The 24,363-nt window shown below is 69.6% G+C and carries 26 protein-coding genes; 11 read left to right on the top strand and 15 right to left on the bottom strand.

The window, feature by feature from the left end:
• Positions 1–30: 30 nt before the first annotated feature.
• The 4 genes from BLTE_RS16705 to BLTE_RS16690 form a co-directional block, all read right to left on the bottom strand.
• Positions 31–1,068: an esterase-like activity of phytase family protein gene (locus BLTE_RS16705; RefSeq protein WP_126401748.1), complete on the bottom strand. Its 1,038-nt coding sequence runs from the start codon at positions 1,066–1,068 to the stop codon at positions 31–33.
• Positions 1,065–2,978 (bottom strand): cobaltochelatase subunit CobT, encoded by a 1,914-nt coding sequence (gene cobT / locus BLTE_RS16700; RefSeq protein ID WP_126401747.1) that lies wholly within the window; start codon positions 2,976–2,978, stop codon positions 1,065–1,067. The genes BLTE_RS16705 and cobT overlap by 4 nt, the downstream gene beginning before the upstream one ends.
• Positions 2,979–2,999: 21 nt before the next feature.
• On the bottom strand, positions 3,000–3,983 hold the full coding sequence (gene cobS, locus BLTE_RS16695) for a cobaltochelatase subunit CobS (RefSeq protein ID WP_126401746.1): 984 nt from the start codon (positions 3,981–3,983) through the stop codon (positions 3,000–3,002).
• Between the two features lie 256 nt (positions 3,984–4,239).
• Positions 4,240–4,860: a J domain-containing protein gene (locus tag BLTE_RS16690; protein ID WP_126401745.1), complete on the bottom strand. Its 621-nt coding sequence runs from the start codon at positions 4,858–4,860 to the stop codon at positions 4,240–4,242.
• An 86-nt stretch (positions 4,861–4,946) separates the two neighbouring features.
• Here BLTE_RS16690 and BLTE_RS16685 point away from each other — a divergent pair, with 86 nt between their 5' ends.
• Positions 4,947–5,213, top strand: a complete 267-nt coding sequence (locus BLTE_RS16685) for a BolA family protein (protein WP_126401744.1) — start codon at positions 4,947–4,949, stop codon at positions 5,211–5,213.
• 48 nt (positions 5,214–5,261) lie between these two features.
• On the opposite strand, the gene BLTE_RS16680 is transcribed toward BLTE_RS16685, so the two are convergent.
• The 5 genes from BLTE_RS16680 to ccmA all read right to left on the bottom strand — a co-directional run bounded on the left by BLTE_RS16680 (position 5,262) and on the right by ccmA (position 8,204).
• Entirely contained in the window at positions 5,262–5,870 is a 609-nt protein-coding gene (locus tag BLTE_RS16680; RefSeq protein ID WP_126401743.1) for a DsbE family thiol:disulfide interchange protein, read from the bottom strand.
• Positions 5,867–6,085, bottom strand: a complete 219-nt coding sequence (ccmD, locus tag BLTE_RS16675; RefSeq protein ID WP_244600034.1) for a heme exporter protein CcmD — start codon at positions 6,083–6,085, stop codon at positions 5,867–5,869. The genes BLTE_RS16680 and ccmD overlap by 4 nt, the downstream gene beginning before the upstream one ends.
• Positions 6,086–6,095: 10 nt before the next feature.
• Positions 6,096–6,833: a heme ABC transporter permease gene (locus BLTE_RS16670; protein WP_126401742.1), complete on the bottom strand. Its 738-nt coding sequence runs from the start codon at positions 6,831–6,833 to the stop codon at positions 6,096–6,098.
• An 82-nt stretch (positions 6,834–6,915) separates the two neighbouring features.
• Entirely contained in the window at positions 6,916–7,584 is a 669-nt protein-coding gene (gene ccmB, locus BLTE_RS16665) for a heme exporter protein CcmB (RefSeq protein WP_126401741.1), read from the bottom strand.
• Positions 7,581–8,204: a heme ABC exporter ATP-binding protein CcmA gene (gene ccmA, locus BLTE_RS16660; RefSeq protein ID WP_126401740.1), complete on the bottom strand. Its 624-nt coding sequence runs from the start codon at positions 8,202–8,204 to the stop codon at positions 7,581–7,583. Before ccmA ends, ccmB begins: the two co-directional genes overlap by 4 nt.
• A 284-nt stretch (positions 8,205–8,488) precedes the next feature.
• Here ccmA and acnA point away from each other — a divergent pair, with 284 nt between their 5' ends.
• From acnA to BLTE_RS16645, 3 genes are all read left to right on the top strand, one after another.
• Positions 8,489–11,197, top strand: a complete 2,709-nt coding sequence (gene acnA / locus BLTE_RS16655) for an aconitate hydratase AcnA (protein WP_126402272.1) — start codon at positions 8,489–8,491, stop codon at positions 11,195–11,197.
• 136 nt (positions 11,198–11,333) lie between these two features.
• The gene (locus tag BLTE_RS16650) at positions 11,334–12,080 is read left to right on the top strand and encodes a DUF1223 domain-containing protein (RefSeq protein WP_126401739.1); all 747 of its coding nucleotides are present in this window, start codon (positions 11,334–11,336) and stop codon (positions 12,078–12,080) included.
• Positions 12,081–12,484: 404 nt separating this feature from the next.
• Entirely contained in the window at positions 12,485–12,877 is a 393-nt protein-coding gene (locus BLTE_RS16645) for a DUF2794 domain-containing protein (protein WP_425290280.1), read from the top strand.
• 4 nt (positions 12,878–12,881) lie between these two features.
• Here the strand turns inward: BLTE_RS16645 and BLTE_RS16640 are convergent, their stop codons facing one another.
• Together BLTE_RS16640 and BLTE_RS16635 are read right to left on the bottom strand one after the other, a co-directional pair.
• Positions 12,882–13,454, bottom strand: coding sequence for a GNAT family N-acetyltransferase (locus BLTE_RS16640; protein WP_244600033.1), 573 nt, complete (start codon positions 13,452–13,454; stop codon positions 12,882–12,884).
• 132 nt (positions 13,455–13,586) lie between these two features.
• The gene (locus BLTE_RS16635) at positions 13,587–14,375 is read right to left on the bottom strand and encodes a Bax inhibitor-1/YccA family protein (RefSeq protein ID WP_126401737.1); all 789 of its coding nucleotides are present in this window, start codon (positions 14,373–14,375) and stop codon (positions 13,587–13,589) included.
• Between the two features lie 306 nt (positions 14,376–14,681).
• Between BLTE_RS16635 and BLTE_RS16630 the strand changes: the two genes are divergently transcribed.
• Positions 14,682–14,912, top strand: coding sequence for a hypothetical protein (locus tag BLTE_RS16630; protein WP_126401736.1), 231 nt, complete (start codon positions 14,682–14,684; stop codon positions 14,910–14,912).
• Positions 14,913–14,933: 21 nt separating this feature from the next.
• Here BLTE_RS16630 and BLTE_RS16625 read toward each other — a convergent pair whose 3' ends face one another.
• Both BLTE_RS16625 and BLTE_RS16620 read right to left on the bottom strand, forming a co-directional pair.
• A complete protein-coding gene (locus BLTE_RS16625; protein ID WP_126401735.1) occupies positions 14,934–17,522 on the bottom strand; it encodes an ABC transporter permease in 2,589 nt (862 codons plus the stop codon).
• A 10-nt stretch (positions 17,523–17,532) separates the two neighbouring features.
• A complete protein-coding gene (locus tag BLTE_RS16620; protein WP_126401734.1) occupies positions 17,533–18,306 on the bottom strand; it encodes an ABC transporter ATP-binding protein in 774 nt (257 codons plus the stop codon).
• On the opposite strand from BLTE_RS16620, the gene BLTE_RS16615 reads away from it, so the two are divergent.
• From BLTE_RS16615 to BLTE_RS16605, 3 genes are all read left to right on the top strand, one after another.
• Positions 18,305–19,078: an arylesterase gene (locus BLTE_RS16615; protein ID WP_425290279.1), complete on the top strand. Its 774-nt coding sequence runs from the start codon at positions 18,305–18,307 to the stop codon at positions 19,076–19,078. The two genes, BLTE_RS16620 and BLTE_RS16615, sit on opposite strands and share 2 nt — an antisense overlap.
• 63 nt (positions 19,079–19,141) lie before the next feature.
• Positions 19,142–19,675, top strand: coding sequence for an RNA 2',3'-cyclic phosphodiesterase (thpR, locus tag BLTE_RS16610; protein ID WP_126401733.1), 534 nt, complete (start codon positions 19,142–19,144; stop codon positions 19,673–19,675).
• A gap of 146 nt (positions 19,676–19,821) precedes the next feature.
• Positions 19,822–20,121: a 4a-hydroxytetrahydrobiopterin dehydratase gene (locus BLTE_RS16605; protein ID WP_126401732.1), complete on the top strand. Its 300-nt coding sequence runs from the start codon at positions 19,822–19,824 to the stop codon at positions 20,119–20,121.
• A gap of 120 nt (positions 20,122–20,241) precedes the next feature.
• Here the strand turns inward: BLTE_RS16605 and BLTE_RS16600 are convergent, their stop codons facing one another.
• On the bottom strand, positions 20,242–20,769 hold the full coding sequence (locus BLTE_RS16600) for a PRC-barrel domain-containing protein (protein ID WP_126401731.1): 528 nt from the start codon (positions 20,767–20,769) through the stop codon (positions 20,242–20,244).
• Positions 20,770–21,135: 366 nt separating this feature from the next.
• Here BLTE_RS16600 and BLTE_RS16595 point away from each other — a divergent pair, with 366 nt between their 5' ends.
• The 3 genes from BLTE_RS16595 to BLTE_RS16585 all read left to right on the top strand — a co-directional run bounded on the left by BLTE_RS16595 (position 21,136) and on the right by BLTE_RS16585 (position 23,113).
• On the top strand, positions 21,136–21,546 hold the full coding sequence (locus BLTE_RS16595) for a metallopeptidase family protein (RefSeq protein WP_126401730.1): 411 nt from the start codon (positions 21,136–21,138) through the stop codon (positions 21,544–21,546).
• 172 nt (positions 21,547–21,718) lie between these two features.
• On the top strand, positions 21,719–22,324 hold the full coding sequence (gene leuD, locus BLTE_RS16590; RefSeq protein WP_126401729.1) for a 3-isopropylmalate dehydratase small subunit: 606 nt from the start codon (positions 21,719–21,721) through the stop codon (positions 22,322–22,324).
• Positions 22,325–22,348: 24 nt separating this feature from the next.
• The gene (locus tag BLTE_RS16585) at positions 22,349–23,113 is read left to right on the top strand and encodes a DUF429 domain-containing protein (protein ID WP_126401728.1); all 765 of its coding nucleotides are present in this window, start codon (positions 22,349–22,351) and stop codon (positions 23,111–23,113) included.
• A gap of 153 nt (positions 23,114–23,266) precedes the next feature.
• Here BLTE_RS16585 and BLTE_RS16580 read toward each other — a convergent pair whose 3' ends face one another.
• Positions 23,267–24,085 (bottom strand): exodeoxyribonuclease III, encoded by an 819-nt coding sequence (locus BLTE_RS16580; RefSeq protein ID WP_126401727.1) that lies wholly within the window; start codon positions 24,083–24,085, stop codon positions 23,267–23,269.
• Positions 24,086–24,363 lie beyond the last annotated feature (278 nt).

The raw sequence follows: 24,363 nt of genomic DNA, 5'->3' as shown, positions 1-24,363 counted from the left end.
GGCGTGCGCCGAAGTCAAGGATGGGCCGGGCTATTCGACGAGCGCGAACTGCAGGATCAGCGTGCGCTGCAGGAAGCTGAAATTGTCGTCGGAGATCATCGTCAAAATGGTCTCGCCAGCGGCGTTGGTGTGCACCGCCAGCCCCTCCATATTGTCGATCTGCTGGCCGCGGCCGGCGGTCATCAGCACCTCGCCGTCGACCACCGCGCCGGGCTCGATCGCCGAAAGCGGAATCCGCCGCACCCGCATCGACACCCCGCGCAGCAGCGAGAAGTGGCGCTCCAGCACCAGGAGGTCGCTGCCGGCGAGTGCCGCGTCGGTGATCGAGAAGTCGTCGGACCGCTTGACGCGGAAGGTGGCGAAGCGCGACCCGCGAATGATGAAGCCCAGCGAATCGGCCTCGCCGGTTTCGCCGGTCTCGGTGATGCCGATCAGGCTGCCGGCCAGCGCGCTGGCGGCGCCGCCGAGATCGCGCGGCACCGCGACCAGCGCCTCGAGCCCGCTGTTCTTCGGCATCTTCTTCAGCGCCGGCGGCACCGGCCGGGGCATGCCGCGGGCGGCGAACGGCGCACCCGAGCAGTCGTAGCGGCGGATCTCGTGCACCCGCTCGATGCCGACGTAACAGGCGCTGCCGTCGACGGCCAGCGACTCGACGTCGGCGCGGCCGATCCGCGCCAGCGGCTCGCCGGCCGTGCCGCGCATCGCCGCGATCCGCACGTCGCTCAAACCGCTGAGCCGGCCGTTCGCGGTGTCGAGCCGGCCGGTCAGCCACACCCCGGCATCGGAGACGGCGAGAATGCGCTCGCCCGCAGCATCCAGGCGCAAGCCCGACCAGCCGCCGAAGGCGGGATTGTCGGCCGAGAGCTCCAGCCCGCCGCGAAACTCCAGCCGGCCGAAGCGCTTCCGCTCCGGCTCGCCCGGATCGAAGCTGGTGACCGGCGTCGCCTGCACCGCCAGCGCCAGCGGCTCGGCCGGCAGCACCTTGGGCTTGGCAACCGCGGTGGCGGCAAACGGCACCACCGCCGCAACCACCGCCGCGGCGATCAGACCGCGAAATCGTGCTCTCATGCCGCCCGCCTGCGCCTGCGGCCGGGGTGGGGCTCGGGCCGCGCCATGTCCTCGTCGAACAGCTCGGCCAGCTTCTCGGTCATCACCCCCCCCAGCTCCTCGGCATCGACGATGGTCACCGCCCGGCGGTAGTAGCGCGTCACGTCGTGGCCGATGCCGATGGCGATCAGCTCGACCGGCGAGCGGGTTTCGATCTCCTCGATGATCCAGCGCAGATGCCGCTCGAGATAATTGCCGGGATTGACCGACAGCGTGGAGTCGTCGACCGGGGCGCCGTCCGAGATCATCATCAGGATCTTGCGGTTCTCCGGCCGCACCAGCAGCCGTTCATGCGCCCAGGCCAGCGCCTCGCCGTCGATATTCTCCTTCAGCAGGCCCTCGCGCATCATCAGGCCGAGATTCTTGCGCGCCCGCCGCCACGGCGCATCGGCCGACTTGTAGACGATGTGGCGCAGATCGTTGAGGCGGCCGGGTGCCGGCGGCTTGCCGGCGGCGAGCCACGCCTCGCGCGACTGGCCGCCCTTCCAGGCCCGGGTGGTGAAGCCGAGGATCTCGACCTTGACGCCGCAGCGCTCCAGCGTGCGGGCGAGGATGTCGGCGCAGGTCGCCGCCACCGTGATCGGCCGGCCGCGCATCGAGCCGGAATTGTCGATCAGGAGCGTCACCACCGTGTCGCGGAAGCGGGTGTCGCGCTCCATCTTGAAGGACAGCGGGTGCATCGGATCGATGATGACGCGGGCGAGCCGCGCCGGATCGAGCAGCCCCTCCTCGAGGTCGAAGTCCCAGCCGCGGTTCTGCTGGGCGAGCAGCCGCCGCTGCAGCCGGTTGGCGAGGCGGGCGACGACGCCTTGCAGATGCGACAGCTGCTTGTCGAGATAGCCGCGCAGCCGGTCGAGCTCCTCGGCGTCGCACAGATCCTCGGCGTGCACCATCTCGTCGAACTTGCCGGTGAACGGCCGGTAGTCCGGTCCGCGCACCTCGTTGGGCAGAGCGTGGCGGGGGCGGCGCGGCTCGCCGGCATCCTGGGCCTCGCCCGTTTCGGTCTCCTCCGGCAGGTCGCTGGCCGGCGCGTCGTCGAGCTCGCTGGTGCCGTCAGGCAGGTCCTCGGCGCCAAGCTCGCCGGTGCGTTCGCTCGCGCCCTCGGCGCTCTCGCCCGTCTCGTCCTGGCTTTCCTCATCGTCGTCGCGCTGGTCGTCGTCGCCCGATTCCTCGCTGTCGTCGGGCTCGGTGTCGCGGCCCTCGGCCATGTCGAGCTGGGACAGCAGGTCGCGCACCGTCTCGGCGAAGCGGCGTTGGTCGTCGATGCGGCCGGTGAGCTTGTCGAGGTCGCGCCCGGCGCGCTCCTCCACGAAATCGCGCCACAGCCCGACCAGCTTCTCGGCGCCGGCCGGCGGCGGGCGGCCGGTCAGCCGCTCGCGCACCAGCATGGCCAGCGCATCGGCTAGCGGCGCGTCCGCCCGCTCGGTCACCTCGGCATAGGCGCCGCGGCGGTAGCGTTCCTCCAGCATGGCGGCGAGGTTGCCGGCCACCCCGGCCATGCGCTTGGCGCCGATCGCCTCGACCCGGGCCTGCTCGATGGCCTCGAACACCGCGCGCGCCTCGCGCTCCTCCGGCGCCAGCCGGCGGTGGATGGCGGGGTCGTGGCAGGCGATGCGCAACGCGACGGAATCGGCGTGGCCACGCACCACCCCGGCCTCGAACGGCGTCAGCTTGCGCGGCGGCTCGGGCAGCCGCACCCGGCTGCCGGCGAGGCTCGGCCGCTCGGCGGCAAAGCCGACATCGAGATCGGCGCGCCGGGCGATCGCCTTCAGGCAGGTCTCGACCGCCCGCTTGAACGGCTCGGTCGGCGCCTCGCGCGCGCCGGCCTTGCTGCGGTTCGAGCCGCCGACCGTCCGCGGTTCGCTGGCCATGGCCCCGTCCCTACCCCGCCCTCATGACAGCGCGACGTTCACCGCCGACTCGGGCAGATCCTGGCCGAAGCAGCGCTGGTAGAACTCGGCGACCAGCGGCCGCTCCAGCTCGTCGCACTTGTTGAGGAAGGTGACGCGGAAGGCGAAGGCCAGTTCCTGGAAGATGTCGGCGTTCTCGGCCCAGGTGATCACCGTGCGCGGGCTCATCACCGTCGACAGGTCGCCATTCATGAAGGCGTTGCGGGTGAGGTCGGCCAGCCGCACCATCTTAGAAATGGTCTCGCGGCCCTTCTCGGTGCGGAATGACTTGGCCTTGGCCAGCACGATCTCGACCTCCTTGTCGTGCGGCAGATAGTTCAGCGTGGTGACGATCGACCAGCGGTCCATCTGCGCCTGGTTGATCTGCTGGGTGCCGTGATAGAGGCCGGTGGTGTCGCCGAGCCCGATGGTGTTGGCGGTGGCGAACAGCCGGAAGGCGGGGTGAGGGCGGATGACCCGGCTCTGGTCGAGCAGCGTCAGCCGGCCGGAGGATTCCAGCACCCGCTGGATGACGAACATCACGTCGGGGCGCGCGGCGTCGTACTCGTCGAACACCAGCGCGACATTGTTCTGGTAGGCCCAGGGCAGGATGCCGTCGCGGAACTCGGTGACCTGCTGGCCCTCGCGGATGACAATGGCGTCCTTGCCGATCAGGTCGATACGGCTGATGTGGCTGTCGAGATTGACGCGCACGCACGGCCAGTTGAGCCGCGCCGCCACCTGCTCGATATGGGTCGACTTGCCGGTGCCGTGGTAGCCGGCGACCATGACGCGGCGATTGTGGGCGAAGCCGGCGAGGATGGCGAGCGTGGTCGCGCGGTCGAACACATAGTCGGCGTCGAGGTCCGGCACGTGGTCCTCGGGCTCGGAATAGGCCGGCACTTCGAGATCGCTGTCGATCCCGAACACCTGCCGGACCGACACTTTCATGTCGGGAAGGGGGGCCGTGGGCACGCTGACATTCATGAACCGGTTCCTTGCCGCGGGCGCCATCGGGGGCGGTGGCCCGCTCGCGGGCTCGCGCCCCGAGGCGCCATCTTGAAATCTAGAGCATCAAATCCCGAGCATTAGATCTAGTGGATTAGATCTAGAGGATTCCTGGGCCCGATGGAACCGGACAGGACGCCCTAAGTTTTTGAGTTGTCGCGCCTTCTATCGCAAACCTGCAATCCGCTTCTGCGGAAGAGGCGCACAACCGGACTCCCGCGGACCATCCCCGCTCTCAGCAGAGGCCGGCCCCCTTGAGGTAGTTGTAGGCGGAGATGATGTCACGCAGCCTGTCCTCGGACGAGGTGTCGCCGCCATTGACGTCCGGATGGTGGCGCTTGGCCAGCGTCTTGAACCGCGCCTTGATCTCCTCGCGGGTGGCGTCGACGTCGAGGTCGAGCGCGGCCAGCGCCTTGCGCTCGCCATTGCGGATGGTGCGTCCGCGCGCCTTGGGCTCCTGCGTCTCGGCCTGACGCGCCCCGAACACCCGGAACGGATCGCCGAAGGCGAACTCGCCGGCCTCGAACGCGGCCTCCGCCCTGTGGGCGCTGGCATGGACGCCGTTGACGCCCATCTTCCAGGTCGGACGATGGCCGGTGACCGCGGCCTTCTGCCAGGCGGCCACCTCCTCGTCGCTCATGCCGGCGAAGTAGTTGTAGGAGTGGTTGTATTCGCGCACGTGGTCGAGGCAGAAGTGCAGATACTCGCCGTCGCGGCCGCGGCCCTTGGGTGCGCGGTGCGTGCCGGCCGCCTCGCAGCCCGGCCACTGGCACACGGGCCCCCGCGCACGCACCACCGGCTCCTCGGCGGCGCGCTTGACGCGGATTCGATCGAACAAGGGCGAGTTCAGTTTCATGGGTCGATTATGCGGATGAGACCGACGTCAAACAAGGATGGCCGTCCGGATTGACCGCGTGCGGTCACGACGCCTACGCATAGCACATGACCTTTGCCGAACGCATCGAATCACGGCTTCGAGCCGCGCTGGCGCCGAGCGAGCTGCGCGTCGAGGACGAGTCCGCCCGCCACGCCGGGCATGCCGGCAGCCGGCCGGGCGGCGAGACGCATTTCCGCATCCATATCGTGGCCGAGGTGTTCCGGGGGAAGAGCCGCGTCGCGCGTCACCGCATGGTGAACGATGCGTTGCGCGCCGAGTTCGCCGAGCGCATCCACGCTCTGGCGATCCACGCCGCGGCCCCCGGTGAATAGACGAATAGGCACCGCAGGTCGCGCGGCCTGAGCGGCGGCAGCCGGCGCCTACTTCGCCAGCGCCTTCTCGATCTCCGGCATCAGCGTCGTCTTGAGCGTGTCCGGCATGATCGGGCCGATGAACTTGTAGCGGATGGTGCCGTCGCGGCCGATCACGAAGGTCTCGGGCACGCCGTAGACGCCCCAGTCGATGCCGGTGCGCCCACTCTGGTCGACGCCGATCGCCACATAGGGATTGCCGAAATTGTCGAGGAAGCGGCGGGCGTTGTCGGCCTTGTCCTTGTAGTTGAGGCCGTAGAGCTTGACGCGCGGATCCTTGCCCAGCTCGACGAGCTGCGGATGCTCCTCGCGGCAGGGAATGCACCACGAGGCCCACACATTCACCAGCGTGACCTGATCCTTGAGCGTGCCGGAGCTGAAGCCCGGCAGGTTCGTCCCCTCCAGCGGCTCCAGCGAAAAGGCCGGCACCGGCTTGCCGATCAGGGCCGACGGGATCTTCGACTTGTCGCCCGAGAACAGGCCGAACCAGAACAGCAGCGCCAGCGCCGCGAACAGGCCGAGCGGCAGCAGCGCCAGCTTGAGCCGGCGCGGCGCGGCCTCGGGCGTCTCGGGAGCCGGCGTGCCGGCGTCGGGCTTCGGGGTCTCGGACTGGCTCATGGCGCGCCGGCTCCTTCGAGCACCGGCGGCGTGGGCGGCGTCGGCGTGGCTGCGGCCGGCCGGCGGCGGGCATTGGCCGCCTGCTCCAGCGCCGCAAGCTGACGGCGCTGGCTGCGGTAGTCGATCGTCACCCAGGCGATCAGGCTGAAGGCGACCAGCCCGGCCGCGGCCCAGGCAAGCTGGATGAACAGCGCATGCGGTCCGAGGTCGATCATGCCGAACAACTCACGCAGTGGCGCCGCGCTGGGCGGCAAGGATGCGCAGCGTGCGCACACGCCGGCGCAGGATTTCGTTGCGCATGGCGGCGAGGTGCAGCGCCACGAACATCAGCGTCGCGCCCACCGCCATGATCAGGAGCGGCGTCAGGATCGACGAATGGATGGTCGGACCGCCCAGCCGAATCACCGAGGTCGGCTGATGCAGCGTGTTCCACCAGTCCACCGAGAACTTGATGATCGGAATGTTGACCGCGCCCACCAGCGTCAGCACCGCAGCGGCGCGCCCGGCCCGGCCGGGATCCTCCACCGTGCGCCACAGCGCGATCAGGCCGAGATAGATCAGGAGCAGCACCAGCGTGGAGGTCAGCCGCGCGTCCCACACCCAATAGGTGCCCCACATCGGCCGGCCCCACAGCGCGCCGGTAACGAGGCACAGCAGCGTGAACGCCGCGCCGATCGGCGCCGCCGCCTTCTGCGACACGTCGGCCAGCGGGTGCTTCCACACCAGGGTGCCGAGCGCCGACAGCGTCATCACCACGTAGCAGGCCATGCCCAGCCACGCCGAGGGCACGTGGATGTAGAGGATGCGCACGGTGGCACCCTGCTGGTAGTCCTCGGGGGCGACGAAGAAGGCGAGATAGATACCGACGGCCAGAAGGCCGGCGGCGATCACCCCGGCGATCGGGATCGCCGGACGGGCGAACGAGAGAAACCGTGTCGGATTGGCCAGATCAATGAGCGCCATGGGCCGGCTTTTAGCGGGAGTGCCCGGCCCCCGCAATGCGCTGGCGCAAGGACCAGCGAATCCACGTAGGCCGCGCGCCGGTTCAGTCGAGCCCGGCGCGGATGGCGGCGCCCGCCGCGATCGGCCCCAGCACGAGGCTGCCCAGCGACAGCGCGCACAGGATGGTGAAGGGCGCGCCGAACGGCAGGCCGCCGGTGACCGCGGCGTTGGAGGCGGAGATGCCGAAGATCAGGATCGGGATCGACAGCGGCAGGATCAGCACCGCCACCAGCAGGCCGCCGCGGCGCAGTGTCACGGCCAGGGCGGCGCCGACCAGACCGATGAAGGTGAGCGCCGGGGTGCCGACCAGAAGCGTCAGCACCACCGCGCCGATGGCGAGCGGCTCCAGGTTCAGCAGCAGCGACAGCACCGGCGCCGCCAGCACCAGCGGCAGACCGGTGGCGATCCAGTGGGCGAGGCCCTTGGCGGCGGCGACCAGCTCCAGCGGGGTGCGCGCGGTGAGCAGCAGATCGAGCGTGCCGTCCTCCTGGTCCTGGGCGAACAGCCGGTCGAGCGCGAGCAGGCTCGCCAGGAGCGCCCCCACCCAAAGGATGGCCGGGCCGATGCGGCGCAGCAGGTTGAGATCCGGGCCGATGGCGAACGGCATCACCACCACCACCGCCAGGAAGAACAGCACGCCGACGAAGGCGCCGCCGCCGACCCGGACGGCAAGGCGCAGATCGCGCACGACGAGAGCGATAAGCGCGGTCATGACACGGTGTCCCCGGCGAGCCTGAGTTCGTCATAGGCCACCGCCAGCGGCTGGTGGGTGGCCGCCACCACCAGCCCGCCGGCGGCGAGATGCGCCGCGATCAGCTCGAACAGCCGGCCCTGCGAGGCCACGTCGAGCGCGGTGGTCGGCTCGTCGAGCAGCCACAGCGGCCGGTGGACGACGAGCAGGCGGGCGAGCGCCAGCCGCCGCCGCTGGCCGGCGGAGAGATACTGCGCCGGCAGCTCCGCAAGCTTGCCCAGCGCCACCCGGTCGAGCGCATCGTCGCGCGACAGGCCGCTTCCGCCGCCGAGCGCGGCGATCCAGAAATCGAGATTCTCGGCCACCGTCAGCGCCGGCTTCAGCGCGTCGAGATGGCCGAGATAGTGCGCCTGCTCGCCGACCGACAGCTCGTCGTCGCCGCCCTGAAGCGTGAGCGTGCCGGCGAGCGGGCGCACCAGCCCGGCGATGAGCCGCAGCAGCGAGGACTTGCCCGCCCCGTTCGGCCCGACCAGCGCCAGCGTGCGGCCGGCATCGAGCGAGAACGAGACGTCGCGGAACACCTCGCGGCCGCCGCGTTCGCAGGTGAGGCGGGTGCCGACGAGGCGGCAGGATGACGGCATGAGGCGTGAAACCGGATGTGGCGGAGAACAGGGAACGGGCCCGAACCAACACCACGCCCGCCGGATCGGCGCAAGAGGCTCCCCAACCGGTTCCCGAACATGGACGTTGCGCCGGCGCGGCCGCACAATCGTGCATCGCCTCTCGCGCCTGTGGGATGGAGGCGTTATAAGCCGCGGTGCCCTGGCATCCATCCGCGCGACCCCCCGGCCTTGTCTTGACTGGCCGCCGGTCAGCGAGCCTGCGCGGCACGCCAGCTCACCTGCACGCGGGAACGGCTTTGACCATGACTTCGCTCGACAGTTTCAAGTGCCGAAAGACTCTCACGGTCGGCACGAAGACCTACGTCTATTTCAGCCTCAAGGCCGCCGAGAAGAACGGGCTCAAGGGCATTTCCCGTCTGCCGTTCTCGATGAAGGTGCTTCTGGAAAACCTGCTGCGCCACGAGGACGGCCGCACGGTGACCAAGGACGACATCAAGGCGATGGCCGACTGGCTGAAGTCGAAGGGCAGGTCCGAGCGTGAGATCGCCTTCCGGCCGGCGCGGGTGCTGATGCAGGACTTCACCGGCGTGCCGGCGGTGGTCGATCTCGCGGCGATGCGCGACGCCATGGCCACGCTCGGCGGCGACCCCAAGAAGATCAATCCGCAGGTGCCGGTCGATCTCGTCATCGACCATTCGGTGATCGTCGACAATTTCGGCACGGCGCGCGCCTTCAAGCAGAATGTCGAGCTTGAGTATCAGCGCAACGGCGAGCGCTACCGCTTCCTCAAATGGGGCCAGTCGGCCTTCGCCAATTTCTCGGTGGTGCCGCCCGGCACCGGCATCTGCCATCAGGTCAATCTGGAATACCTTGCCCAGACGGTGTGGACCAGGAAGGAGAAGGTGCTCAAGCGCGGTAAGGCCGCCACCGTCGAGGTCGCCTATCCCGACACGCTGGTCGGTACCGACAGCCACACCACCATGGTCAACGGCCTTGCCGTGCTGGGCTGGGGCGTCGGCGGCATCGAGGCGGAGGCGGCGATGCTCGGCCAGCCGATCTCGATGCTGATCCCCGAGGTGGTGGGCTTCCGCCTTGCCGGCAAGATCCGCGAGGGCGTCACCGCCACCGATCTGGTGCTGACAATCACCCAGATGCTGCGCAAAAAGGGCGTGGTCGGCAAGTTCGTCGAGTTCTTCGGCCCCGGCCTCAACGCGCTGACGCTGGAGGACCGCGCCACCATCGCCAACATGGCGCCCGAATACGGCGCCACCTGCGGCTTCTTCCCGGTCGACGAGGATACGCTGCGCTATCTCACCGACACCGGCCGCAAGCCGGGCCGCGTCGCTTTGGTCGAGAAGTACGCCAAGGCCCAGGGGCTCTACCGCACCCGCGCCACGCCCGAGCCGGTGTTCACCGACACGCTGGAGCTCGACCTCGCCACCGTCGAGCCCTCGCTCGCCGGCCCCAAGCGGCCGCAGGACCGGGTGCTGCTGTCGGACGTGAAGGCCGGCTTCGCCGCAGCGATGGAGACCGAGTTCAAGCGGCCGGGCGAGCTGGACAAGGCGGCGCCGGTCGAGGGCGCCGCCTACGAGCTGCACCATGGCGACGTGGCGATCGCCGCCATCACCTCCTGCACCAACACCTCCAATCCCTATGTGATGATGGCGGCGGGCCTCGTCGCCCGCAACGCGGTGGCGCGCGGGCTGAAGTCGAAGCCGTGGGTGAAGACCTCGCTCGCACCCGGTTCGCAGGTGGTGGCCGAATATCTCGCGAGCGCCGGCCTGCAGAAGGATCTCGACAAGATCGGCTTCAACCTCGTCGGCTTCGGCTGCACCACCTGCATCGGCAATTCCGGGCCGCTGCCCGAGCCGATCTCGAAATCGATCAACGACAACAAGCTGGTGGCGGCGGCGGTGCTGTCGGGCAACCGCAATTTCGAGGGCCGGGTGAACCCGGACGTGCAGGCCAACTACCTCGCCTCGCCGCCGCTGGTGGTGGCCTATGCGCTGGCCGGCACGGTGCAGCGCGACCTCACCACCGAGCCGCTCGGCACCGGCAAGGACGGCCAGCCGGTGTACCTCAAGGACATCTGGCCGACCCAGCGCGAGGTCGCGGCGCTGGTGCGCAAGTTCGTCACCCGGAAGACCTTCAAGGCCAAGTACGCCGACGTGTTCAAGGGCGACGCCCACTGGCGCAAGATCAAGGTCACCGGCGGCCTCACTTATGCCTGGGAGAACGCCTCGACCTATGTGCAGAACCCGCCCTACTTCACCGGCATGGGCACCGAGCCGAAGCCGGTGACCGACATCGAGCAGGCGCGGGTGCTGGGCCTGTTCCTCGACTCCATCACCACCGACCACATCTCGCCGGCCGGTTCCATCAAGGCCGCCTCGCCGGCCGGCAAGTACCTCACCGGCCATGGCGTCGCGGCGATCGACTTCAACCAGTACGGCACCCGCCGCGGCAATCACGAGGTGATGATGCGCGGCACCTTCGCCAACATCCGCATCAAGAACCAGATGCTGGGCGGCAAGGAGGGCGGCCTCACCCTCCACTATCCGGACGGCGAGGAGTTGCCGATCTATGACGCGGCGATGCGTTACAAGGCCGAGGGCGTGCCGCTGGTGGTGTTCGCCGGCCGCGAGTACGGCACCGGCTCCTCGCGCGACTGGGCGGCCAAGGGCACCAATTTGCTCGGCGTGCGCGCGGTGATCGCCCAGTCGTTCGAGCGCATCCACCGCTCGAACCTCGTCGGCATGGGCGTGCTGCCGCTGACGTTCCAGGAGGGCACCTCCTGGCAGAGCCTCGGGCTCAAGGGCGACGAGACGGTCACCATCAAGGGCCTGGAGACCGGGCTGAAACCCCGCCAGACGCTCACCGCCACCATCACCCGCGCCGACGGCACCAGTTTCGACGTGCCGCTGCTGTGCCGGATCGATACGCTCGACGAGCTCGAATATTTCCGGAACGGCGGCATCCTGCACTATGTGCTGCGCGGCCTCGCGGCGTGATCCGGACGCCGACCCCGACCGCCGGGACCGCCGGATCTCCGGCCGCCCCGGCGCGAGGGAGCCACACGCAATCGTGCCGGCGCCTCACACCGACGTGACTCCCCCGCGGCCGAAGCGGGGTCTATGCAGGCGGACGATGATCCAGCGCCTCCGCTTCCTTCTCGCCATGCTCGCAGCCGCGGCGGTTCCGGCCCCGCCGGCCGCCCTTGGTGCGGATGCGCCCCTCGTCGTCGAGCTGTTCACCAGCCAGGGCTGCTCGTCCTGCCCGCCGGCCGACACCTTCATCGGCGAGCTTGCCGAGCGGCCGGGCGTGATCGCCCTGTCGCTGGCGGTCGACTATTGGGACTATCTCGGCTGGAAGGACACGTTGGCGCATCCCGCCCATTCCGACCGTCAGCGCGCCTATGCCGAGGCCCGCGGCGACCGGCTGGTGTTCACCCCGCAGGTGGTGGTCAATGGCCGCAACTCGGTGCCGGGCCACGACCGCGCCGCTATCGAGCGCGCGCTGCAGGCAGCGCGGACCGACGCGCCGGTGCCGGTGTCGGCGGCGGTGAATGGCGAGCGGATCGACGTGACGGTCGGCGGCACGGCCGGCACCGGGTCTGCGCCGGCTCGCAGCGGCGAGGTGTGGGTGCTGGGCGTTCAGCGGCGGGCAGCGGTCGAGATCGGCCGCGGCGAGAACGCCGGGCAGACCGCCACCTATCGCAATGTGGTGCGCCATATCCGCCGGATCGCCGACTGGACCGGACAGACGACCAAGGTCGCGGTCGAAAGGGCTGCCTTCGCCGGCCGGGAGTGCGACCTTTTGGTGGTGCTGGTGCAGACGGCGCCGGAAGGGCGGCTCGGGCCGGTGGTCGGCGCCAGCGTCGTTCCGCTGCGCTGACGCCGCTCTGGTCAGAAGGCCGATGTGCTGAGAACCGGCGCGCTGACGCCGCACGACAGCGCCGACGGGTGGTCGCCGCGCCTCGCATCATTCGGATTTTCGGGCAGAGATTCGAGACTGTCTCGCCGGCAGACTGGCAACGGCGAAAAAGGTTGGGCCGGCCGCACTGCGCCCCAGGGGGCTGGGGGGCTGGGGTTTACCGGGGCACCGCGCTGACCGGCCCTTGTCGTGATAAGTCCTGACCCTCATCCTTGTTCCAAGCGTTCGCAAGAAAATGCCGGCGCAATTGGCACAAGGGCTGCGCTCAAGCACGTAGTTCCGGCCGGGCCGATGCCCTTTCTGCTTGAACGAGGCAGGATTCCAGCGATCATGACAGACTGGTAATGATTTTCGAGGAGGCGCGGTTGAGCGATATCGAGCCCAGCGGGAACCGCGGAGGCGCGACGGCCGAATGGACCGGGGCGCCCTCCGCGAACGGAACGGGGGCGGCGCTGGCGCCCTGGGTGACCTTCGACCGGCGCGAGCTCGACAGCATCCTGAACCTCTATGGCCGCAAGGTCGCCGACGGCGAATGGCGGGACTACGCCATCGATTTCCTGAAGGACCGGGCGGTGTTCTCGGTGTTCCGGCGCGCGGCCGACGTGGCGCTCTACCGCATTGAGAAGATACCCCGGCTCGCCCGCAAGCAGGGCGCATACAGCGTGGTGTCGGCCACCGGCCTGATCCTGAAGCGCGGCGCCGACCTCGACCGGGTGCTGCGGGTGCTCGACAAGCCGGTGCGGCTGGTGGCGGGGTAATTTATCACCGCCCGGGCGGTGGCGTGCCGTCGCCCTCGCCGAGCGGGCGCTGCATCAGCACGCTGTCGAGCCAGCGGCCGTGCTTCCAGCCGGTCGAGACCAGCGAGCCGACCATGTGGAATCCCAGCGCGGCGTGCAGGCCGATCGAGGCGGCGTTGGCCTGATCGCCGATCACCGCCACCATCTGGCGAAAGCCTGCCGCCGTGCAGTCGGCGATCAGCCGGCCGAGCAGGGCGCGCCCGACGCCCCGGCCGCGGGCCGATGCATCGAGATAGATCGAATCCTCCACCGTGAAGCGGTAGGCTGGGCGGGTGCGGTAGGCGCCGGCATAGGCATAGCCGAGCACGCGGCCATCGCCCACGGCCACCAGATAGGGCCCGCCGAACGCGGTGACCGCCGCGAAACGGCGGCGCATCTCGGCGACATCGGGCGGGTCGAGCTCGAACGAGGCGGTGCCGGTGCGCACGGCCTCGGCATAGATGGCGGCGATGGCGGGGAAGTCGCCCGCCGCGGCGGGGCGGATCTCGAAGGCGCAGGACATTTCGAAGGCGCGGGTCATCTCGAAGGCGCAGGACATGGCGCCCGGTCCATACGCCGATTTTGCCGGCTGCGGGAGCGGCACGGTCGGGCAAAACGAAAGGCCCCGGCGGATGCCGGGGCCTTGGGTCGTCTCTGCCGGTCGGACCGTCTGTCCGTCAGGCGGCTGCGCTCACTCGCGGTTGCCGAGAAGCTGCAGCAGCATGGTGAACAGGTTGATGAAGTTCAGGTAGAGCGACAGCGCGCCGAGGATTGCCGTCTTCTCCTGGGTGTAGCCGTCCATGCCGCCATAGAGGTACTCGGTCTTCAGGCGCTGGGTGTCCCAGGCGGTGAGGCCGGAGAACACCAGCACGCCGATCACGGAGACCGCGAACTGCAGAGCGGACGACGCCAGGAAGATATTGACCAGCGAGGCGATCACCAGGCCGAACAGGCCCATGATCAGGAACGAGGCCATGCCCGACAGGTCTTTCTTGGTCGTGTAGCCGTAGAGCGACAGCGCACCGAACGAGGCGGCGGTGATGAAGAACACCCGCACGATCGAGGTGTGCGTATAGACCAGGAAGATCGAGGCGAGCGACAGGCCCATCAGGCCGGCGAACACCCAGAAGGTGATCTGGGCCGCCTGCGGGCTCATCGAATTGACGCGGGCGCTGAGCAGGAACACGACGCCGAGCGGGGCCAACATGATGACGTACTTGAGCGGGCTGACGAACACCCACTGGCCGAACGTGGTGAGCATGATCCCGTCGCGCAGGCGCAGAACCGCATTGGCGGGGTCGTCCGTCACCGAGAGCATGTAGGTGCCGAGCGCGGCGAAGCCCGTGATTGCGAGCCCAAGCATCATGTAATTGTAGATGCTGAGCATGTAGGCGCGCAGGCCGGCGTCGACCGCAGCGGCCTCGGCGCGCGGAACCGTTCTGCCGAACGGCGCTGCAGCGTTCCGATCAAACTGTGCCATCGTAATCCTCGTGCTTTCCCTGCCGGAGATCACTGAACCGTGCTCGCCCCCCGGCTTGCCGGGTAAATATGGCGGCGGGGCGCTACGGTACAAGAGCAGGCGCTCGCGCGCCGCCTCGCAAACTGCCCGTGCGGCATCACGCCGCTCGAACAGAGTTAAGCATCTTCGGCGGCGCTTCAAGGCCGGACCGGACCGTTTGCATCCATCTGCCGGCCCGGATCCGGACGCAATTCGACCGATCGGCCAAACAGTCCGGCAAGGAAAGCGTCCCACACTGGCGGCGGAACGAGGCTGGAGATTCTTACCATGCACGACCCGATCGACAACCTCATGGTGCGCGTGCGCTGCCCCGAATGCCGCAATCATTTCCGGGCACGCGTCCATCGCCTGCTGTTCGCGGCGCGGGTGGCCTGTCCGCTGTGCCACACCGAGATGTTCTTCCACGTCAGCCGCCACGGCGAGAACGAGGACGTCGAGCACTACATCCGCTATGTCGAGGGCCGCACCCGCCACCCGCATTTCTTCGCCGGCCGCTGAGAGCGGCAGCCGGAAACTCAATCACAGATGCCGCAGCACCGGCGCCGGCCGCTCGCCCAGCGCCCGCCAGGTGCCGACGAGGCCGAACGCCACCGTCAGCATCAGCGCCACCGCCACCGAGGCCAGCGCCCCCGCCCAATCCCACGCGAACGGGAGCCGCATCGCCTGCGACACGATCGCCCAGCCGGCGAGCGAGCCGGCCAGCACGCCGAAGGTGGCGGTGACGGCGCCGAGCATGGCGTATTCCAGCCCATAGGCCTTGAGCAGCCGGCCGCGCGTCGCCCCCAGCGTCTTGAGGATCACCGCATCATAGACCCGGTGGCGGTGGCCGGCGGCGAGCGCCCCGGCCAGCACCAGCACCGCGGCGATCAGCGTCACCGTGCTGGCGCCGCGAATGCCGGCGATCAGGTTGCCGACGAGGTCGTTGACCGCCGCCAGCGCGTCCTTGACCCGCACCGTGGTGACGGTCGGAAAGTCCGCCGCCACCCGGCTGAGCACGGCAAGCTCGCCCGCGCCGCCATTCGGCAGGGCGAGCGTGGCGAGATGGGTGTGCGGCGCGCCGCGGAAGGCGGACGGGCTGAACACCATGACGAAATTGATGCCGAGCGAATCCCACTCCAGCGTGCGCAGGTTCGACAGCGTCGCCTCGATGTTGCGGCCGAGCACATTGACGACGATCCAGTCGCCGACCTTGAGCCCGAACGCATCGGCGATGCGCTTCTCCATCGACACCAGCGGCGGCCCGGCATAGTCCGCCGGCCACCACGCACCCTCCACCACCCGCGAGCCCTCGGGCGGCGTGTCGGCATAGGTGATGCCGCGGTCGCCCGACAGCACCCAGGCGACGTTCTGCGGCGCCTCGATGGTCTCCACCGGCCGGCCGCCGAGCGAGACCAGCCGGCCGCGCAGCATCGGCACGCGGGTCAGCTTGCCGTCCGGCACCAGTTCCCGGATGAAGCCGTCGAACCGGCCGGCCTCGGCGCTCGGAATGTCGACGAAGAAGAAGCTCGGCGCCCGCTCGGGCAGCGAGGCGGTGAACTGGCGGCGCAGGTTCGAATCGATCTGCGCCAGCGTCACCAAGAGTGCCAGCCCGAGCCCCAGCGACAGCACCACCGAGGGGGTGACCGCGCCGGGCCGGTGGATGTTGGCGAGCGCGAGGCGCAGCTCGGTCGAGCGCACCGGCGGCAGGCGGCGGGCCAGCGCCATGATGCCGGAGGCGACGAGGCGCAGCAGCAGGAACACCGCGCCGGCTGCCCCGACATAGGCGGCGGCCAGCGTCGGATCGCCGGAGGTGAGGATCGCCAGCGCCGCCAGCGCCGCCACCGCCAGCCCCGTCAGCGCGATGTAGCGGCGGCGCGGCCAGCGACGCTCCGGCGCCACCATGTCGCGGAACAGGGCCGACACCGGCACGTCATGGGCGCGGCCGAGCGGCCACAGCGCGAAGGCCAGCGCGGTGACGAGGCCATAGAGCGCGGCGAGCCCCAGCACGCCGGGATAGAGCGCCGGCGCCAGCGGGATCGGGATCAGCGCGCCGAACACGCCCGAGACGACGAACGGCAGGCCGGCGCCGACGCCAAGACCGATGACGACGCCGAGCCCGCCCAGCAGCAGCACCTGGGCGAGATAGATGGCGAACACCCGCCCGCCGGTGGCGCCCAGCGTCTTGAAGATGGCGATGACCTCACGCTTCCGGTCCATGTAGCTCTTCACCGCGCTCGCCACCCCGACGCCGCCGACGATCAGCGCGGTCAGCCCGACGAAGGTGAGGAACTGGGTGAAGCGCTCGATCTGGCGCTCCAACTGCGGCGAGGCATTGGCGCGGGTGCGCACCTCCCAGCCGGCCTGGGGGAAGCGCTCGGCCGCGGCTGAAGCCACCGCGCGGGCCGCGGCATCGCTCGCCTCGGGCAGCAGCAGCCGGTAGGTCCAGCGCACGAGGCTGCCCGGCTGGACCAGGCCGGTGGCGCGCAGGCCGTCCTCGCCGATCAAGAGGCGGGGGCCGAAGCCGATGCCGCCGGCCAGCCGGTCGGGCTCCTGCACCACCAGCGCGCGGACCTCGAAGGTCGCGGCCCCCACCACCAGACGCTCGCCGAGCTTGAGGCCGAGCCGGCTCAGCAGCGCTGGATCGGCGGCGGCGCCGAACGCGCCGTCCCAGCGGGCAAGCAGGTCGGCGGTGGCGAGCGGTGGGTCGAGCTTGAGCGCCCCGAGCCGCGGATAGGTGGCGCCGACCGCCTTCATCTCGACCAGCGTCGAGGCGCCGTCGGCACTGTCGGCGGCCCTTCGGGCCATGCCGCGCATGGTGACGACGAGATCGGCCGTCCCGGTCTCGGCGAAGAACGTCTGCTCGGCGGCGCTGGCCTCGCGATGGATCAGCGAGAACGACACGTCGGCGCCGAGAATGGTGCGGCCCTCGCGGGCGATGCCGTCGGTCAGCGCCTTCGACACCGAGCCGACGCCGGCAATGGCGGTGACGCCGAGCGCGATGCAGGCGAGGAAGATGCGAAAGCCTTCGATGCCGCCGCGCAGCTCGCGCAGTGCGAGCCGGAACGCCAGCCGCAGGGACTGAAGCAAAGCCTGGAAACCGCCGCCGGCGGCCGGAACGAACGCGCTCATCCGCCGCCCCTCACGCCGGCGCCAAAGCGCCGGCCTCGGCCTCGATGCGGCCGGAGCGGATGCGCACCGTGCGGTCGCAGCGCCGCGCCAGAGCGAGATCGTGGGTGACGACGATCAAGGTGGCGCCGCGCTCGCGCTGCTGCTCGAACAGCAGTTCGGCGATCGCCGCGCCGGTGCCCTCGTCGAGATTGCCGGTCGGCTCGTCGGCGACCAGGATCGGCGGGTTGGGCGCCAGCGCCCGCGCCAGGGCGACGCGCTGCTGCTCGCCGCCGGAGAGCTGGGCGGGATAGTGGCCGAGCCGGTCGCTCAGGCCGACGGTGGCCAGCTCCTGCCGGGCGCGGTCGAAGGCATCGGCGATGCCGGCCAGCTCCAGAGGCACCGCGACATTCTCCAGCGCCGTCATGGTCGGGATCAGGTGGAAGGACTGGAAGACGATGCCGATGTGGCGGCCACGGAAGCGGGCAAGCGCATCCTCGCCGAGGTCCATCAGGTTCTCGCCCGCCACCTCGACCCGGCCGGAATCGGCCTTCTCCAGCCCGGCCATCACCATCAGCAGGGTTGACTTGCCCGAGCCGGACGGCCCTACCAATCCCACCGCCTCGCCCCGATCTATGGCGAGGTCGACGTCCTTCAGCACGTGGACCCGGGCCGCGCCCCGGCCCAGCCACAAATCCACCCCCGCCAGGGCGACCGCCGGTGCCGATGCTTGAAGTCTCGTCGAGTCCTGCGTCTTCGAGGTGTTGGCCGTTGTCGAGGTATTGGTCGCGATTGAGGTCTTCGTCATGCCGATCCGGTTCCGAGCGGGCGCGCGCCCCGCGCCGGCACAATATGGGAAGCTGGCCGCGCCCCACCAGCACCGGCCCGACGTTGCGCGCCGGGCGCTGCTGATCGGGCTCGGAGCCGCCGCCATGGCCGCCATCGCGTTTCCTCCCCACTCCGCCACCGCCGAGGACCGCCCGATCCGCCTCGTGGCGCTGGGCGACAGCCTGACCGCCGGCTACGGCCTGCCGGCGGATGCGGCCCTGCCGGCGCAGCTCCAGGCGCGGCTTCAGGCGCGCGGTCACAAGGTGGTGATCGCCAATGCCGGCGTGTCCGGCGATACCGCCTCGGGCGGGCTGGAGCGGCTGGATTGGTCGATCGGCGACGACACCGAGGGGGTGATCGTGGCACTCGGCGCCAATGACGCGCTGCGCGGCATCGACCCGGCGGTGACGCGCAAGGCGCTCGACACCATCCTCACCCGGCTCGAGGCCAAGGGCCTGCCGGTGCTGCTCGCCGGCATGTACGCGCCGCGCAACATGGGCGAGACCTATGCCCGCGCCTTCGACGCCATCTATCCCGACCTCGCCCGCCAGCACGGCGCGGTGCTCTATCCCTTCCTCCTGGAGGGGGTGGCCGGCGACGCCAAGCGCAATCTCGGCGACGGCATCCACCCCACTGCCGAGGGGGTGGGGCTGATCGCCGAGCGGATGGTGCCGGCGGCCGAGGCGCTGATTGCGCGCATCCGCGCCAAGCGCGGCGCCGCGACTGAGACGCCCGCGCCCGTGCGCGGTTGACCCGCCCCGAATGGTCCGGCAAACGAGGGTGCGGCCACCGGCCGCGAGGGCGAGGAGGAAGCGATGCCGCGTCTCTTCACGGGACTGGAGATCCCGGCCGAGATCGGCGCCTCGCTGATGCTGCTGCGCGGCGGCCTGCCCGGCGCCCGCTGGGTCGAGCCCGGCGATTTCCACATCACGCTGCGCTTCATCGGCGATGTCGACGACCGCACCGCCGGCGAGGTGACGCAGATGCTGGCCGGCATCAGCCGCCGGAGCTTCGAGGTCTCGCTGGTCGGGCTCGACGCCTTCGGCGGCAACAAGCCGCGCGCGGTCTATGTGCCGGTGGAGGCGCCGCCGCTGCTGATGGAGCTGCAGGCCGAGCACGAGCGGCTGATGCAGCGCATTGGCCTGCCGGCCGAAAGCCGCAACTACCGGCCGCACGTGACGCTGGCCCGCCTGCGCGATACCTCGCCGCGCGTCGTCGCCGACTATCTGGCGACGCGGGGCCTCTATCGCAGCCCGCCGATCCGGGTCGGACGCTTCGTGCTGTTCTCGTCGCGGGCCTCGGTCGGCGGCGGACCCTATGTCGTCGAGGCCGCCTATCCGTTGCTGTGATACGGTTTCCGGCCTGCAGGCCGGAAACCCGTATTCCGATCGCCGAAAATCCCGCTAATGAACACGGGATTTTCGGCGAGATCGTTTCCGGTATCCCGAAGGGATCCACCGGAAACCGTATGAATTCGTCGATCCAAGGAGAGATCATGCGCGAGAAGCTGACCGGACCGAAACGCGAGCAGGCGCTGCAGGCGCTGCCCACCTGGCGCGAGGCCGAGGACCGCGACGCCATCACCAAGCGCTTCGTGTTCCGCGATTTCAGCGAGGCGTTCGGCTGGATGACGCGGGTGGCGCTGGTCGCCGAGCGGATGGACCATCACCCCGAATGGCTCAACGTCTACAAGACGGTGGAGGTGACGCTGTCCACCCACGATGCCGGCGGCGTCACCGAGCTCGACGCGGCGCTGGCCAAGATCATGGACGGCTTCGCCGCCCAGATCCGCTGATCGGATTTCGCGGCCGAGAGTTGCCGCCCGAGGGGCGATGGGCGGTCTTACGAGAAAAGGCCGGAGCCGCGGGCTCCGGCCTTCGTTGCGGTGCGGGTCGTTGGGTTGCGCCTCGCGGGATCAGCGCGGCGTGCTGCCCGATCCGGGCGGGCTCATCAGCCAGCCGGTATTGGCCGGGCGCTGGGCGCGGAACTCGGGCGCGTTCTTGAGCTGATCGCGGGTGGCGTTGAGCGTGATGCGGTGGCGGCTGTTCCAGCCGGTGCCGCTCTGCCGTGCGGCGCTGCCGTCCGACATCTCGGAGACCTGCAGCGCCATCAGCGGCACCGCGACGTTCTTCTCGCCGACGCCGAGGAAGCCGCCGACGCCGAACACGACGTCCTGGATGCGGCCGGACGGGTCGACCACGATATCCTTGATGTCGCCGATCACCTTGCCGTCGGTGCCATAGATGTTCGCCTCCATCAGCTCGGAGGCCATGAGGTGGCCGGGTTGCGGCGACTGGTGGAAGGTCAGCGCTCCGGGCTGGCCCTGGCCGGCGCCGGGCGCCAGGGGGGCGGACGCCGAGGGTGACATCGACGATTGGGCAAGAGTAGGACCGGAGGCGAGCGCAAGGGCGGCCAGAGCGGCCGCGAAGAGCTTGTTCGACATCTGGTTCTCCTGGGGGTGGGGGTGGACCGCGCCGCAGCGCGTGCCCATCGACGCCGCCCCAACGTCCCCTGCCGGGCATGGTTCCGACTGCAACAGGCTTGGCCGCCCGTCCTTCCGGTGGAGCCGGACGCCGAAGCGCGGCAATGGGCAAGGCCGAGCCTCAGCCGAAACGCGCTGGCATCGCAGGCGATTGATTGCCGGCCAACGGCCCGGCGCGGGGTGAGTCGATCCGCCTCATCCGTACAAAAACTTAGCTTACATCCGGACAGCCGAGCCTCCAGATGAAGCCCCGCAGATGACGTCTTCCAGATAAGGTTCGGCTCCCGACCCTTGAACATGGCGGCAATGATGGCGGATGCGAGTTCGATGTCCCTGGCCTGGGCGACCCGTCAGGCGCCCTCGCTCGACGAGATGACGGCGCTGGCCGAGGCCGCCTTCGCCCGCCTGCCGGCGGCGTTCCGGGCGCTGTGCGAGGGGGTGGTGATCCAGGTCGCCGACTTCCCCACCGACGAGGTGCTGGACGAGATGGAGCTTGAGAGCCCGTTCGACCTGCTCGGCCTGTTCCAGGGCCTGGGCCTCGCCCAGGACGAGGCGGTGGCGCCGACCGGCCGGCTGCCCAACATGATCTGGCTCTACCGGCGGCCGATCCTCGACTATTGGGCCGAGCACGAGGAGACGCTGGGCAGCATCGTCACCCACGTGCTGGTGCACGAGATCGGCCACCATGTCGGGCTGTCGGACGACGACATGGCCGAGATCGAGCGCCACGCAAGCTGATACGGTTTGCGGTCGATCCCTTCGGGATACCGGAAACGGTCTCGCCATCCCAAAGCCGCCGCAAGACCCGAGAAACCCTGGAATGCCTTGAAACGGCACCCCCGTTCTGGCAAACCGCCGGCACGATCTTCGGCCCCTTGGCCGGAACAACCGACGTGGCTCGGAGGGTTCGATGGACAGGTTCACGGTGCTCACGGGCGTCGCCGCGCCGCTCAGGGTGGTCAATGTCGACACCGACATGATCATCCCCAAGCAGTATCTGAAGACCATCAAGCGCACCGGCCTCGGCAAGGGCCTGTTCTCGGAGGCGCGCTACCGGGACGACGGCAGCGACAATCCGGACTTCGTGCTGAACCAGCCGGCCTATCGCAGTGCCAGGATTCTGGTGGCCGGCGACAATTTCGGCTGCGGCTCCAGCCGCGAGCACGCGCCCTGGGCGCTGCTCGACTTCGGCATCCGCTGCATCATCTCGACGAGCTTCGCCGACATCTTCTACAACAACTGCTTCAAGAACGGCATTCTGCCGATCAAGGTCAGCCCCGAGGAGCTGGAGAAGCTGTTCGACGACGCCGAGCGCGGCGCCAACGCGACGCTGACCATTGATCTCGAGAAGCAGGAAATCCGCGGCCCCGACGGCGGCGTCATCCGCTTCGACATCGACCCGTTCCGCAAGCACTGCCTGCTCAACGGCCTCGACGACATCGGCCTGACCATGGTCAAGGCCGACCGCATCGAGAAGTTCGAGACCGACACCGCCGCCAGCCGCCCCTGGCTGTGAGCGCCTGACGGCCCGGCCCGGCCGATGGACGAGGTCTGGCTCGCCGGCGTCGATGGCTGTCCGGGCGGCTGGATCGCCGCTTTCGTGCGGCCCGAGGGCGGCGCGGTGCGACTCAGGACGGTCAACACCTTCGCCGAGGTGATCGAGGCCCCCGAGCGGCCGGCGGTGATCGCCGTGGATATTCCGATCGGCCTGCCCGAGCGCGGTGGCCGTGGCGGCCGAGCCGCCGAGAACGCCGTGCGGCCGCTCTTGGGCGGCCGGCAGTCTTCCGTATTCGCCATGCCCTCGCGCAAGGCCGTCTATGCCGAGACGGCGTGGCCGCTGACGGCGGCCGAGCTTGCCGCCGCCCACCGCCGCGCCTCGGCGGTGGCGCGGGCCACCTCCGACCCGCCGCGCGGCGTCGCCATCCAGGCCTTCTGCGTGTTTGCCAAGGTCCGCGAGCTCGACGCGCTGCTGCACGCCGACCCGGCCTTGGCGCGCCGGGTGTTCGAGACCCATCCCGAGGTGGCGTTCTGGCGGCTGAACGGCGCGGCGGCGCTCGCTGAGCCCAAGAAGGTGAAGGGCCGGCCCTATGGTCCGGGCCTCGACCTGCGCCGCCGGCTGCTCGCCGCGGGCGGCCTGCCGGACGCGGCGATGGCGGAGCCGCCGCCCGGTGCCGGCGCGGACGATCTGCTCGACGCGCTCGCCTGCGCGCTCACCGCCCGCCGCCTGCGGGCCGGGCTGGCACAGCCCTTCCCCGATCCGCCCGAGCATGACGCCTTCGGCCTGCCGATGGCGATCTGGGCGTAATACGGTTTCCGGTTGATCCCTTCGGGATACCGGAACCAGTCTCGCCGATAAATCCTTGACCTGAAAAGGATTTTTCGGCTATCGGAATACGGTTCTCCGGCTTGATCAGCCGGAAACCGTATAACCTCACTCACGAACGACGGCTCGCAGAGACTACAGATCGAACGTCGCCAGCACCGGCACGTGGTCCGACGGCCGCGGCCAGCTTCGCGCCTCGGTCAAGACCGACATCGCGACGAAGCCCGGCGCCAGCGGCGCGCTCGCCCACACATGATCGAGCCGGCGGCCGCGATTGGACACCGTCCAGTCGGCGGCGCGGTAGCTCCACCACGTGTAGAGCTTCTCGGCGGCCGGCACCTGGCGGCGCATGACATCGACCCAATCGCCAGCCGCCTGCCAGGCGGTGAGTTTCTCGACCTCGACCGGGGTGTGGCTGACCACGTTGAGCAGCTGCTTGTGGCTCCACACGTCGTGCTCCAGCGGCGCGACATTGAGATCGCCGACCAGGATGGCCCGCCCGCTGCGGCCCTGCGCGGCGAGCCGGTCGCACGCCGCAAGCTCGTCGAGGAAGGCGAGCTTATGGGCGAATTTGGGGTTCACGTCGGGGTCGGGCTCGTCGCCGCCGGCCGGAATATAGAAGCCGTGCAGCTCGACCGGCGAATCGAGGCCGGCCGCGGCCCCGAGCGTCACCGCGATGTGGCGGCAGTCGTTCTTGTCGCAGAACGCCCGCCGCTCGATGCTCTCGAACGGCAGCTTCGACAGCATCGCCACGCCGTGCCAGCCCTTCTGGCCGTTCAGCGCCGCGTGCGGATAGCCCATCTCGGCCATCGCCCGCAGCGGGAACTTGTCGTCCGGGCACTTGGTCTCCTGCAGGCAGATGATGTCCGGATTCTGCTCGGCGGCGAGCCGGCCGACCAGATCGAGGCGCAGGCGGACCGAATTGATGTTCCAGGTGGCAATGGTGAGACGCATGAGGGCACACGCGGACGGACAGAGACGGGCTGATCGCCGCGCTCGGAGCGAAGGTCAGGTGAGACGAAATCGAGCGGGGGCAAAATTAAAATGCGCCCGGTCTCGGGGAAGACCGGGCGCATTTGCTTGGGGCACGCATCGGGAGGGCACCGACGTGGCCGCTGCCGGTGCGTCGGAGGTTCGCACCGCTCGGCGTGTGGCCTGTTCAGAAGATGGCATATCCCGCGGCGCAAACAAGGGCTGAACCAGCAAAACCGGGCCTTCCGGAGCGCGACATT

Origin of the sequence: Blastochloris tepida, from assembly GCF_003966715.1 — a bacterium.
In the GTDB taxonomy this organism is placed as follows: Bacteria; Pseudomonadota; Alphaproteobacteria; order Rhizobiales; family Xanthobacteraceae; genus Blastochloris; species Blastochloris tepida.
This window is presented reverse-complemented; position numbering and strand designations above follow the sequence as displayed.